The organism is Anabaena sp. CA = ATCC 33047 (assembly GCF_963870205.1).
GTDB lineage: Bacteria > Cyanobacteriota > Cyanobacteriia > Cyanobacteriales > Nostocaceae > Trichormus.
In genome coordinates this window covers 1-12428 of sequence record NZ_CAWMSA010000067.1, presented here as the reverse complement: position 1 = coordinate 12428, position 12428 = coordinate 1, and the positions used below count along the sequence as shown (strand labels likewise).

12 protein-coding genes are annotated in these 12428 nt (G+C 44.8%); 9 read left to right on the top strand and 3 right to left on the bottom strand.

The window, feature by feature from the left end; all coding sequences use genetic code 11:
- Positions 1–58: 58 nt before the first annotated feature.
- The 4 genes from AACS98_RS19725 (at position 59) to AACS98_RS19710 (ending at position 2700) form a co-directional block, all read left to right on the top strand.
- A complete protein-coding gene (locus tag AACS98_RS19725) occupies positions 59–430 on the top strand; it encodes an STAS domain-containing protein (RefSeq protein ID WP_082803820.1) in 372 nt (123 codons plus the stop codon).
- A 328-nt stretch (positions 431–758) separates the two neighbouring features.
- On the top strand, positions 759–1238 hold the full coding sequence (locus tag AACS98_RS19720) for a Mini-ribonuclease 3 (RefSeq protein WP_066382990.1): 480 nt from the start codon (positions 759–761) through the stop codon (positions 1236–1238).
- A gap of 102 nt (positions 1239–1340) precedes the next feature.
- Positions 1341–2303, top strand: a complete 963-nt coding sequence (rlmB, locus tag AACS98_RS19715) for a 23S rRNA (guanosine(2251)-2'-O)-methyltransferase RlmB (protein WP_066382989.1) — start codon at positions 1341–1343, stop codon at positions 2301–2303.
- Between the two features lie 94 nt (positions 2304–2397).
- Entirely contained in the window at positions 2398–2700 is a 303-nt protein-coding gene (locus tag AACS98_RS19710; protein WP_066383281.1) for a DUF1816 domain-containing protein, read from the top strand.
- A gap of 59 nt (positions 2701–2759) precedes the next feature.
- Here AACS98_RS19710 and AACS98_RS19705 read toward each other — a convergent pair whose 3' ends face one another.
- Positions 2760–3605, bottom strand: coding sequence for an alpha/beta fold hydrolase (locus tag AACS98_RS19705; RefSeq protein ID WP_066382988.1), 846 nt, complete (start codon positions 3603–3605; stop codon positions 2760–2762).
- A gap of 245 nt (positions 3606–3850) precedes the next feature.
- Between AACS98_RS19705 and AACS98_RS19700 the strand changes: the two genes are divergently transcribed.
- Positions 3851–4264, top strand: coding sequence for a hypothetical protein (locus AACS98_RS19700; RefSeq protein ID WP_156481706.1), 414 nt, complete (start codon positions 3851–3853; stop codon positions 4262–4264).
- Position 4265: 1 nt separating this feature from the next.
- Here AACS98_RS19700 and AACS98_RS19695 read toward each other — a convergent pair whose 3' ends face one another.
- Positions 4266–4901, bottom strand: coding sequence for a CAP domain-containing protein (locus AACS98_RS19695; protein WP_066382984.1), 636 nt, complete (start codon positions 4899–4901; stop codon positions 4266–4268).
- A gap of 255 nt (positions 4902–5156) precedes the next feature.
- On the opposite strand from AACS98_RS19695, the gene AACS98_RS19690 reads away from it, so the two are divergent.
- The 4 genes from AACS98_RS19690 (at position 5157) to AACS98_RS19675 (ending at position 10755) form a co-directional block, all read left to right on the top strand.
- Positions 5157–5459 carry a DUF6464 family protein gene (locus AACS98_RS19690; protein WP_066382983.1) on the top strand — a complete coding sequence of 101 codons (303 nt, stop codon included), beginning with the start codon at positions 5157–5159 and terminating at the stop codon, positions 5457–5459.
- Positions 5460–5609: 150 nt separating this feature from the next.
- Complete coding sequence (locus AACS98_RS19685; protein WP_066382981.1) at positions 5610–6473, top strand: Tab2/Atab2 family RNA-binding protein; 864 nt, start codon at positions 5610–5612, stop codon at positions 6471–6473.
- 209 nt (positions 6474–6682) lie between these two features.
- On the top strand, positions 6683–7993 hold the full coding sequence (locus AACS98_RS19680; RefSeq protein ID WP_066382977.1) for a TldD/PmbA family protein: 1311 nt from the start codon (positions 6683–6685) through the stop codon (positions 7991–7993).
- A 146-nt stretch (positions 7994–8139) separates the two neighbouring features.
- On the top strand, positions 8140–10755 hold the full coding sequence (locus AACS98_RS19675) for a chloride channel protein (RefSeq protein ID WP_066382976.1): 2616 nt from the start codon (positions 8140–8142) through the stop codon (positions 10753–10755).
- Positions 10756–10806: 51 nt separating this feature from the next.
- On the opposite strand, the gene AACS98_RS19670 is transcribed toward AACS98_RS19675, so the two are convergent.
- Positions 10807–12428: putative Ig domain-containing protein (locus tag AACS98_RS19670; protein WP_197480216.1), on the bottom strand; the 1622-nt coding region annotated here is incomplete at its 5' end.

Here is a 12428-nt window from a genome sequence, read left to right as displayed (position 1 = left end):
GACAACAGACCTAAAAACCATCTATACTTGAGCGTTTACTGTTTACCACGAGGAGGGAATTATTGCTGAACCACTGAATCTAACCGTCAGCCTGAGAGGTACTCGTGAAGCACGGGATAATTGTCAGCTATTCCGCCTCACAGGTTTGTTAGATGCCTTTTCTGAACCGACATTCCGCAAGGTTCTCAGCACAAAAATTGAAGAAGGCCCAAAGCATATTATTTTGGATCTTTCACAAATTGACTTTGTTGATAGCTCTGGTTTGGGAGCTTTGGTGCAGCTAGCCAAGCAAGCTCAAACTGCCAACGGAACCTTGCAAATCGTCACCAACGCCCGTGTAACTCAAACAGTCAAGCTTGTGCGCTTAGAGAAGTTTCTCTCACTGCAAACCTCTGTTGACGCAGCTCTAGAAAACATCAAGTCATCTTGAGAGCTTGACCAAATTGAACCATTAAGCTATCTGAATTTTGGCTCGGCATAGCTTAACTTGACACCAAGGCTGGCAAAAACCTCTCCCTGGGGAGAGGTGAAAGCCACCAATAAATCTGGAAATATGGTAAAACTATACTTTGTGGACAGAGTATTTTAAATAAATAAAGAATTTTTTCAGACTCACTGACAATCAAAAAGATAAAATTTAGGAAATAATTCTGATAGTGTTAATTATGCTGGGTATAAAAACACAGCATAGTTCAAAACAATCAATGTCACTTTTAAAGATGCCTCCCAAATGTAGCACATTAAGGAATATTTAACAGGTGAATTCACAGGAGGAAGAGTTATTAGAAAAACAAGATGAAGATCCCCTGATAGGTCTGTCTTGGCATCAATCACTCTTGGCTAATACAGCACAACTTAGACAAGCAATTTCTCCGGCGCATATACAGCAACTTTCCCCTGCGGCTTTAGCTTATGTAGGCGATGCAATTTATGAGTTGTATGTTAGAATGTATTACCTGCTACCACCACAGAAGCCAGAAGCTTATCATAGATTGGTAGTGGCACAGGTAAGAGCAGAAACCCAGGCGCTACATTTGCGATCGCTAACTCCTTACTTGCTCTCACACGAATTAGAAATTGTCCGTCGTGGCCGTAACGCCGCCACAGGACGACCGAAGCGGGTTAACCCCGAAATATATCAACAGGCGACAAGTTTAGAAACTTTAATCGGCTACCTGTATCTCACCGATTTCCCACGCTTAACCGAATTGTTGCAAAAAATCCATCTAGAGAAATAATTAAAAGCTTTTATCTCCATGATCGGAAAATCAAGACGTTGAGGTTCAGTAAGTTCAGAAATTGGGCTGTTTACCCATGCGATATCCCCAAAACTTTCTTTTATGACTAATAAAGCTAAAAAAATCAAAACTGCTGGCCAACCAAAACCCCGTCCAGCCCTAAAAATCAAAGGCAAGCGAGTATTGCCTAATCCGGTTCGTCATGCCAAACATGGCGAAAGTAACTCTGTCTCTCATCCCCCACGTCCACGCCGTCAATTTGCGGTTGCGTCTCCATCACCAACACCCGCAGAAGATAGCGACATTATCTATGGTCGTCATCCAGTCTTGACAGCCTTAGAAAATCAGCGCAATCTGAATCGGATCTGGATTACCCCCCGTCTGCGCTACGATCCCAGGTTTCACAACTTAGTGCTACGGGCGAAAGAAAACGGCACAGTCATAGACGAAGTAGAACCGAAGCGTCTAGACCAAATCACAGACCAAGCCAATCACCAAGGCATCGCCGCCCAAATTGCGCCCTACAGCTACATAGAGTTACATGACTTAATTGAGCAAGCTAAGTCACTCACCGATCCCGTAATTGTCGTAGCTGATGGGATCACTGACCCGCATAATTTAGGGGCAATCATTCGCACAGCCGAAGCCATCGGCGCGCAAGGCTTAGTCATTCCCCAAAGACGGGCATCAGGCATTACTTCCACCGTTGTCAAAGTAGCCGCAGGTGCATTAGAAAACTTCCCCGTAGCCAGAGTAGTCAACCTCAGCCGTTCCTTAGAAGACTTGAAACAAGCCGGCTTTTGGATTTACGGCACGGCGGCAGATGGCAGCGAACCCTTACACACCGTTAGCTTCCGTGGGCCAATTGCCTTGGTCATCGGTTCAGAAGGCGAAGGTCTGAGTATGTTGACACAGCGTTCCTGTGATGTGTTGGTTTCAATTCCACTCCTAGGTAAAACCCCTAGCCTGAATGCCTCAGTTGCAGCTGGTATGGCACTCTATGAGATTTTCCGGCAACGTGCTTTAAACACTTTATACCTAGATAAGTTACAAAAACCTCTTTGAAAATCACGAGTAAAAGAGTATAAAGAAATGTAACGAGAACAAACAGCACAACTAATCAAACATTCAGTACCACTTTGATCAAATGGCGGCAACCATGACAACAATTTGGCATAACCTGAAGGAAACTGGAATTAATACGCTCAGTGTATTCGGCTTGGCTTGGTGGATAGAGATTGAAACTCAAAACCCCCGTTGTACCTACTACTTTGGGCCATATCTCAGTTCTACTGAAGCCAAAATCGAAATCAAAGGCTATGTAGAAGATTTAGAAGCGGAAGGAGCGCAAGGAATAGTAGTCAATGTCAAACGTTGCAAGCCAGATAATTTGACCATTGCTGATGACCTGGGGGAAATTTTTGACCGCAAAGTAACGCCTGCCTTTAGCGGTCAGATTTAAGTGAGGCAATAATTAGTCATTGGTGATTAGTCATTAGTCATTAGTTATGGGACTGTGAACTACTGACTAACAATTACCTGGGGGTGCTTGGCTAACCAATGGTCAATATCGCTTAATACCTGCTGGGGTATTTCCCAGGGAAACAGATGGGCGGTGTGAGGGTAGCATCGCCACTGACTATATTTGAGATGTTGAGCAGTTTCTAAACTTGACTCAGCAGTAATATGGCGGTCTTGACCACCAGCCATCACCAGACTAGGACAATTAATTAGCTCTAGGTCTGGGAGTCGGTTATATCCTAAACGCAGGGCATTGTAAAGAGCGCGAGTAGCAGCCGGGGAAGTTCGTAAGTAGGCTGGTACTGCTTCTTGGGCAATATAACTATAGGCTGTAGGTGTGTGTTGTTGGATCAGATGACGAAATAGCGATCGCTTGCCAAAAGTTTCGATATTCCAACGCCAGCTAGGTTTAATATAATTCAACAGCCCCGCCACACCCGTATATAAATTATCCTGCCAAGTAATTGGAGGATGATTCCCACGGGGTCTAGCAGCTGTCGCTACCAAAATTAAACCCGTCACCCGTTGTGGTAGACGCAACGCCAACTCCATCGCCAGAATACCACCTAACGACCATCCCAATAGCAAACATTTTTCTATCTGGAAACGGTCTAAAAGGGCTTCTAAGTCGGTTAAATGCTCCTGCATGGCAAAATTCCCCTGAAAGCGACTTTTGCCGTATCCACGTAAATCAGGAGCAAAAGTTTGATAACGTTTTGATAAGTGATTAGTAAAAACTGAAAGACTCCGACCACAACCAGGATGACCGTGTAATGCCAGAATCGGAAATCCTTGACCTTGAATGTCAACTTTGAGATTAGCAGCTTTCGTATAACTATCAGGCATTGTGGTTAGGTGCTGAGTAATATTGGTGCTGCTGAAGTAAGAATTTCTTATAGCTAGCAGACCACAGACACAACGATTATACGAATTTATTTTCAAACCCATCAGAGGTTAATGAACAGTAGCCGAAAAGCTAACAGTTACTAACAATTGCTCACGCTGAATCAGAAGAAACCGAATCATTTTTGTGATATAATTACAGTGAATCAGGTGAAAACCCGCAACATTAAGTAACCTCTATACTTCTGATGAAGAAGCCTACTCAGGTGATCAGTGCATCAAGTTTGATGTCTGGATTTTTATTCATGGCTGTTTTATTTCTCCCGATACCAGCAAAAGCGGAGATGGGAGAAATCAAGAATCCGGCTTGGCGAGAAGTTCCAGGGACAAAATTGGCAGATCAAGGTGAATTCGATGAACCTGCGTATATTAACGTGAATGGCATCGAAAAGAATGGCAACATATTAACCTATGACTTGATTAATCCCGATAGTGGGTATGCACGAGTACAAACGAATTGCCAAACTCGTTTTTTTCGTGCAGTACGACTAGGAAGCTTTGAATCAGCTACACGGGTTAACTACACAACCATAGCAGATGATTGGGAACAAGCATCATCCCCATACCACAGAGCATTAATCAAATTTGTCTGTAACTTATAGACTAGGTGCTGTATCCTCCAGCATAGGTAATTACACAGATTTGTCTGTAAGTGGGGTGAATACCAAAAGCTACTCCTGTCACCTGAAAAGCTGGGTTAAAAATATTGGTGCGATGACCGCGCGATCGCACTCCATCATCGATAATTAATTGCATGACTATATCTCGGGCAGTGTGAGAACCGTAGCTGATGTTTTCGCCTGCCGTAATTAACCATTTACCGTAGCGACTCATACGAGTGAAGGGGTTGCTCCCATCGCTACCATGATGACCTGTGGCACCTGTTAAGCCTTGGTCTTTAACATGATCTTTAGCTGCTAAAGATAGACCTTGAGAGATAGTTAATGATCCTACAGCATGGGTTGATTGGAGAAAAGCGATCGCCTCATCAACTGCTGTTACCCCTTCTTGGGTTTGCAAATACATGAACTCAGCAAGTTTGACTTGATCACCCTGAAAGCACCGACGATAATTTTCTAAGATTGGCAGATACGTGCGGGGATTTGTGCGAACTTTGTTCATCTCCTCTACCACTCGTTGTTCCAAAGGTGAAAGATTGTATGGCTGTGCTAATTTTTCAGCAACATTTGGCGACGGTACAAATTGCCAAAATTGCAGTCGTTGCTTCAGTAATCTCATCAAAAACCTCTCAACAAGATACCTTTAGCTCCAAAGCAGGATTAAAATTTTTCGGAAAGAATGACTGGGTATTGGGGACTCTTTAGGAGCAGGGGAGAAGAACTTTTACTAATGACTAATGACTAAAGAAGAATCCATACAGCAAGATCCGAGATTGGTTTACTGTGGAAGTATAGTCACTGTGTCCTAGTTAAACACAAGACTGGAGAAAGCAAACAGGACGATCGCTCGGCATATAAAAGAGGTTGAGACAAGGTGTTAAAAACACTTTTGGTAATTACCATCGGTTTGTTACCGTCCCTGATTTCCCTGTGGGTAATTCGTAAAACCCGCTTAAGGACACGTTCCCGGTTAATACAAGCCGCCATCAATGCCTCTAGGGGTAGAATCAGGCAAAATTTCAGACCAATAGAAGGCGATCGCTATTATCTAGAAGGGGTAGGCTTCTTAATTGGTGACATCAGTTGTAAATTTAATGCTCGTTCTGGCTATCTCCGTTGTGCTATCAACCCCAGTGGCCCTTGTCAGGGTTGCCGGTATTATGAACCTAGGGACTAGGGAGGCTCTTGAGGCAGGGGGAGAGAAACTAACGACTAATGACTAATGACTAATGACTAATGACTAACTAATTTTGACTTTTGAATTCCCCGAAGGGGTAGAGTGAAAGTATAAGCAAAATATCAAATCGCCAGATTTTTACGGCACAACATGGGCAGTATTTGGGAAATAGATTTTTACTCGCGTCCGATTTTGGACGAAAATCAAAAAAAAGTTTGGGAAGTCTTAGTCTGTGAAAGTCCCTCAGATATCCGCACAAACTTAGATTCTTTATTTCGCTATGCAAAATATTGTCCTAGTACACAGGTAAACTCTGTTTGGTTACGCACAGCGTTACAGGAAGCAATCGATCAAGCCGGAGAAGCACCAATCAAAATTCGCTTTTTCCGCCGTCAAATGAACAATATGATTACCAAAGCTTGCCAAGATTTGGGTATTCCTGCCTTACCCAGTCGTCGGACATTGGTACTAAATCAATGGTTAGATCAGCGTATGAGCGAGGTTTATCCGCAAGAGCCTGGCTATCAAGGTGGGACAAATCCCTCAGTGCGGTTAGACAATCCCTTGCCGCAAAGATTACCCGATGCTTTAGAAGGGCAAAAATGGGTATTTGTCTCCTTGTCGGCGGCAGAGTTAGCAGAAATGCCAGAATGGGACATTGGTTTTAAGGAAGCCTTTCCCCTAGAGTTGGCGCAGTTATCCCCGGAAACCCGCATTCCTGGGGTATTAATGTTTTCACCCAGAGCCTTACCTGTAGCTGGCTGGATGTCTGGTTTAGAGTTGGCATTTTTGCGGGTTGATTCCAATCAAGGAACCAGATTAGTTTTAGAAACAGGTTCTACAGAAAGTTGGATTTTAGCCAATATCAAAAATTCCACCACCTTAGCCGAAGCTAAAGGATTTGAAGCCACCAAACAACAAGCCAATGGTGTGCATTTTCTGGGTGTGCAATCCGATCCCCAAGCGGAAGCTTTCGCTGGATTTTGGCTGTTGCAAGAGATTAATTTGCCTTAACAGGGATGTAGGGGTGCTTTCGGTGCTTTCGGAGCAGGGGGAGCAGGGGGAGCAGGAAGAGCAGGGGGAGCGGAGGAAGAAATTATTTCCCAGTCCCCAGTCTCTTCCAGTCCCTTCCAATCCCTTCCAATCCCCAGTCCCCAATATTTGGGATAATGATCTGCGTTGCTCGGCGGTTCAAAATCCAAAATCCATAATTTACCGATGTCATGGGTTCTGAAAATTTGTCACAGGATACACTAGCAGAATATCTGCTGGAGTTAGCTATCAAATCGGGAGCAGAAGCAGCTGAGGTGTATCAGTCGCTCACGTTTTCTCGTCCAGTGTTTTTTGAGGCTAATCGACTCAAGCAGTTAGAAACCAGTCAATCTGAAGGCACTGTACTGCGGCTATGGCGCAATGGCCGTCCAGGACTTACGGTAGCTTATGGTTCTGTAGAACCACAAGCAATGGTAGAAAAAGCGATCGCTTTGAGCTATCTTAATCAACCAGAAGTTTTGGAATTAGTCAGCAATTCTCAGCCAGCTTACCCAGACTTGGGTGCAGCAGTACCTGTAGAAGTTTTGGTAAATTGGGGCAAAGAAGCGATCGCGATTATCCGTGATGCTTACCCCGATGTCGTCTGTAATAGTGACTGGGAATGTGATACAGAAATTACCAGAATTGTCAATAGTCAAGGTTTAGATTGTCATTACACCGATACTACTCTGAGTTGTTATATGTCAGCCGAGTGGGTACGGGGTGATGATTTTTTGAGTGTTTCCGATGGACAAACTCAGCGTCATATTCTCGAACCGGAAAAATTAGCCCAGCAAATCTTACAAAGATTGATGTGGGCGAAGGAAAATGTCCCATCTCCTAACGGTCGCCTGCCGGTATTATTTACTTCTAAAGCAGCTGATATGCTTTGGGGAACAGCCCAAGCTGCTTTAAATGGTAAGCGGGTGTTAGAGTCAGCCTCCCCTTGGGCTGAACGCATCAGTAAACCAGTTATGGCTTCTTGTCTGACGCTTTATCAAGATCCCCTAGCAGGGCCTTATAGTTGTCCTTTTGATGATGAGGGTACGCCTACTTCTCCGTTAGTGTTTGTGAACAATGGCATCTTAGAGCATTATTATTGCGATCGCACCACCGGACGCAAGTTAGGTACTGGTACAACTGGGAATGGTTTCCGTCCTAGTTTGGCAAGCTATCCCACCCCAGGTTTATTTAATTTCCTCATACAGCCCGGTACAGCATCACTAGACGAGTTAATTCAAACAATGGATGATGGTTTAATAGTCGATCAGATGCTAGGTGGCGGTGGTAGTATTTCGGGCGACTTTTCCATCAACATTGAATTAGGTTATCGCGTCCGCAAAGGCGAAGTAATCGGACGTATTAAAGATACGATGGTCGCAGGTAATATCTACACCGCCCTCAAAGAAGTAGAATTAGGTAGTGATGCTGATTGGAATGGCTCTTGTTACACTCCATCTTTAATCGTGGCAGGACTATCTACAACCGGGAGAGAGCGTTAAGAAGCTCTTGAGCAGGGGAGCAGGGGAGCGGAGGAAGCAGGGGAAGTAGGGGAAGTAGGGGAGAAAATCTCATGACTAATGACTAATAACTAATGACTAATGACTAATAACTAATGACTAATAACTCTTGACAATTGACTATTTTTATGCTATTGCGTAGCTGGTTACAGCCGAGAAGGGGTTTAGCGATCGCAGAAGCTTGTATTATTGGGTTAGTGGCTGCCTTATCTGCCGTCTGCTTGAAGATGGGGTCAGGTTGGCTGGGTGCATTCCGCGTTCAGAGTTCCCATATTTTACCCGCGTGGCTGGCACTACCTCTAATCGGGCTAAGTTTTGGATTTTTGGCTGGCTGGTTGGTGCAGAGGTTAGCACCACAGGCGGCGGGTAGTGGTATTCCCCAAGTTAAAGCCACTTTGGCAAATGTTCCCACTAAATTATCTTGGCGGGTAGCATTGGTGAAGCTATGCACTGCTATTATTACCCTCGGTTCGGGGATGACTTTGGGCAGACAAGGGCCGACTGTACAAGTGGGGGCAGCTTTGGCGGCGGGAATGAGTCGCTTAGTTCCTACTTCTCCCGACCATCGCCGACAAATGATTGCGGCGGGTGCTGGGGCAGGTTTGGCAGCAGCGTTTAATGCTCCCCTGGCTGGTGTATTATTTATTATTGAGGAATTACTGCAAGATTTATCAGGTCTGACGCTAGGAACTGCCATTATTGCAGCGTTTATTGGTGGGGTCGTGTCTCGGTTGTTGGGTGGTGGCAGTTTTAACTTAAATATTGAATTAATTTACTATGCGAGTCGCTTTTCCTTGCCAGAAATTCCCTTCTTTTTGCTGTTGGGTGTTTTAGCTGGGGTACTAGGGGCGTTATTTAACCGAGGCATAATTTTTAGTATCAAATTTTATCGACGGTTGCATATTAGTTTACCGTTAAGGATGGCTTTAGCCGGGTTAATTTCTGGACTTGTCGTCTCTTTCTTGCCCGCATCTTTTCGAGATAATACGGGTTTACGAGAATATATTATTACTGGTAACGCTAATCCTAGCATAGCTGCGATCGCCTTTGTTTCGCAATTTATCCTCACCTTAGTAGCTGTGGGTTCTGGCGCACCTGGGGGGTTATTTGCACCCAGTCTGATTTTAGGTTCAGTTTTGGGTCACTTGGTAGGCGTATTTTCTCAACAGATTTTAGCTCAAGGTGCGCCGATTACCTATGCTTTAGCCGGTATGGGCGGATTTTTTAGTGCGGTGTCTAAAGTACCAATCACCGCCATTGTGATTATATTTGAAATGACCACAGATTTTAATCTGGTGTTACCTTTGATGATTGTGGCGGTGACGGCTTATTTAGTCGCAGATAAAGTCTTCCCTGGTTCATTATATGAAAAGCTGTTGCAACTCAATGGCATCACATTGACTAAAGAAGTGTCTGTAGAAGGCGTGTTAAACAAATTAACAGCTAAAGATGTGATGCAGCAACGGGTAGAAACCCTAGACGCAGACATCACACTCGAAGAAGTCACACAAGCCTTTTCCAGTTCTCATCATCGTGGCTTTCCTGTGGTAGAAAATAATAAACTTGTAGGAATTGTCACTCAATCAGATTTAACTAAAATCCAAAATCGCCACTTACAAAAGGATACCTTTTTAAAAGAGATTATGACCGCCAACCCAATGACGGTAACACCTCTGCATAACTTAAGTAACGTGTTGTATTTACTGGATAGATATCAACTGAGTCGCTTACCAGTGGTAGAAGGAAAAAAACTGATTGGAATTATTACCCGTGCAGACATTATCCGGGCTGAAGCAGATCATCTGAATGGTCAAAACGCTACCCCAGGGCCACAGCCTGAACCTTCTTATGTAGTTTACCAGACGCGATCGCCTAGTATTGGCAGAGGTAGATTATTAGTTCCCGTCGCCAACCCCGACACCGCCGGCACATTATTACAAATGGCCGCCGCCATTGCCCGCGATCGCCACTATGAACTAGAATGTGTACAAGTTATCTTAGTATCGCGCCACAGTTCCCCCTCAGAAACCACAGTTAGAACCGCCAAAAGTCGCCGCCTATTAAGACAAGCCGAAGCCTTAGCCAAAAAATGGCACATCCCTATACATACCCAAATCCGTGTCGCCCACGATACAGCCCAAGCCATTCTAGAAACCATCAACGAACGTCACATAGATTTAATTCTCATGGGCTGGAAAGGTAACACATCCACACCCGGACGGATTTTCGGTAACGTAGTAGATACTATCATCCGTCAAGCCACCTGTGATGTAGTCCTAGTCAAACTAGGTAGCAGTTCCCAGTCCCCAGTCCCTAGTCCCCAGTCCCCAGTCCCCAGTCCCCAATTCAACCGTTGGCTAGTGCCAATGGCTGGCGGCCCCAATGCCAGAATTGCAATAAAATTGTTACCAGCATTAGTCACCTTGGGAGAACATCCGCAGATTTGTTTAACGCGGGTATTTAAACCATTAGAATTTAAGCCGGATATGCAAGTGATAGAACAAGCTATCCGTCAACTGATGCGTCGCCGTCAATTAGCGAGTACAGTAGTAGCGACACCAGTACAAGCTGATTCTGTAGCTGAGGGTGTGATTAATTTAGTAGAAAATGAAGGATTTGATGTAGTGGTTTTGGGTGCATCCCGTGAGGGCTTATTACAACAGGCTATACAAGGCAATATACCAGAAGCGATCGCCTCTGGTATAGATAGCACAGTCATATTAGTGCGAGGGGCAATTACCTAGATTCCTGAATCCTAACATCAATCAGGAATCTATTTGTTGTGCTATGCTATGTTAGGCTGGCTCAACTGCTGCGACTACATTAAAACTAGCAGCAGTTAACACCGCACGATTGGAGAACAAGCCAACTTGTACCTGTGCAGTATCACCACTACCATCAGCATCATAAAATAGTCCGCCTGTAGTTTGATCGTAGATAAAGCGGTGAGTTGTTTCAGTCGCACTTGTACCCAAGGTAAACCAGTTATTAGCAGCTACCATTTCTGCGGTGATACCCAACTCAGATGCAGACAGTTGGATAATATCACCGTCACTGGCGCGGAAATCTTTGATAGTATCAAAACTACCATCATCCAGAAAACCAGTCAAGTCAAAGATATCTGCACCACGACCACCATCTAGGGTATCATAACCAATACCACCAACCAAGAAATCTTCCCCTGCTCCCCCAGAGAGAAAATCATCACCTTCTAAACCAACCAAGACATTATTTTGATTGTTACCAAAGATGCGGTTATCGAGTTCATTACCTAGACCTATGATAGCATTTCTCACCAAGGTGAGGTTTTCTACGTTATCACCTAAAGAGAAATTGATGATAGAGATGACTGTATCAATACCTTCATCGGCGAGTTCAACAATCGTGTCGCCTGCACTATCGACTTCGTAGATATCATTATCAGCACCACCAACCAGACTATCATCACCACTACCACCGTCAAGTCGGTCATTACCATCACCACCATACAGGGTGTCGTTACCGCCCTTACCCATTAACCAATCATCACCCAAATCACCGTCTAAGGTATTGACCGCATTATTACCAATGATGTGGTTATTGAGGCTGTTACCAATACCATTAGCGGCGTTACCCAAGAGGGTGAGATTTTCTAAGTGATTTCCGAGTGTGTAGTCGATGAAAGAGTTAACTTTATCTCTGCCTTCACCGTCATTCTCAACTACGGTGTCGCCAACACTATCGACAGTATAGTTATCATTACCTGTTCCACCAACAAGGCTATCATCACCGGTTCCACCGTCGAGGTTGTCGTCACCGTCGCCACCATCGAGGGTGTCATTACCTTCGTTGCCGTAGAGTAGGTCAAAGCCGGCATCGTCGCCACCGTTAATGATGTCATCCCCTGCGCCACCGAATACGTAGTCATTACCAGTGCCGCCATCGAGGTCGTCTTTACCTCCACCTCCTAGCAGGTAGTCGTTACCTTCGCCACCGTTGATGATGTCGTCGTTGTTGCTGCCTCTGAGGATGTCTCGGTCTGCTGTTGCGCCAGAAATGAGATTTTTGAAGGTTAAGACAAACTCATCACTGACAGTTGCATTGGCTGTATCTGTGGCTGTAACTTTGATGGTGTATGTGTCTGCTGTTGTGGTTTCACCAGAGAAGGTGCGAGTATCTGGGTTAAAGGTTAACCAAGCGGGTAAGGGACTATCATCTGCTAGGGTGGCGGTGTAGGTGAGGTTGGTGCCGTCCTCTACATCACTAAAGGCATTATTGGCAAATTGGAAGGTAAAGACGGAGTTGGCGGTGGCTGTTTGGTCAGCGATCGCATTGGCTACTATGGGTGAAGAGTTAACTCCAGGGCCGTTTATCTTCCACAACTCCTCACCAGTACCGTCATCTGCCACAAAGTAGAGTGTGCCATTGATGTTGGTCA

Excerpts from the sequence above, each read along its gene's own strand:
- AACS98_RS19675 (WP_066382976.1), top strand. The coding sequence starts at position 8,140 with ATGCTATTGCGTAGCTGGTTACAGCCGAGAAGGGGTTTAGCGATCGCA.
- AACS98_RS19680 (WP_066382977.1), top strand. The coding sequence starts at position 6,683 with ATGGGTTCTGAAAATTTGTCACAGGATACACTAGCAGAATATCTGCTG.
- AACS98_RS19705 (WP_066382988.1), bottom strand. The coding sequence starts at position 3,605 with ATGCCTGATAGTTATACGAAAGCTGCTAATCTCAAAGTTGACATTCAA.
- AACS98_RS19700 (WP_156481706.1), top strand. The coding sequence starts at position 3,851 with ATGAAGAAGCCTACTCAGGTGATCAGTGCATCAAGTTTGATGTCTGGA.
- AACS98_RS19695 (WP_066382984.1), bottom strand. The coding sequence starts at position 4,901 with ATGAGATTACTGAAGCAACGACTGCAATTTTGGCAATTTGTACCGTCG.
- rlmB (WP_066382989.1), top strand. The coding sequence starts at position 1,341 with ATGACTAATAAAGCTAAAAAAATCAAAACTGCTGGCCAACCAAAACCC.
- AACS98_RS19685 (WP_066382981.1), top strand. The coding sequence starts at position 5,610 with ATGGGCAGTATTTGGGAAATAGATTTTTACTCGCGTCCGATTTTGGAC.
- AACS98_RS19710 (WP_066383281.1), top strand. The coding sequence starts at position 2,398 with ATGACAACAATTTGGCATAACCTGAAGGAAACTGGAATTAATACGCTC.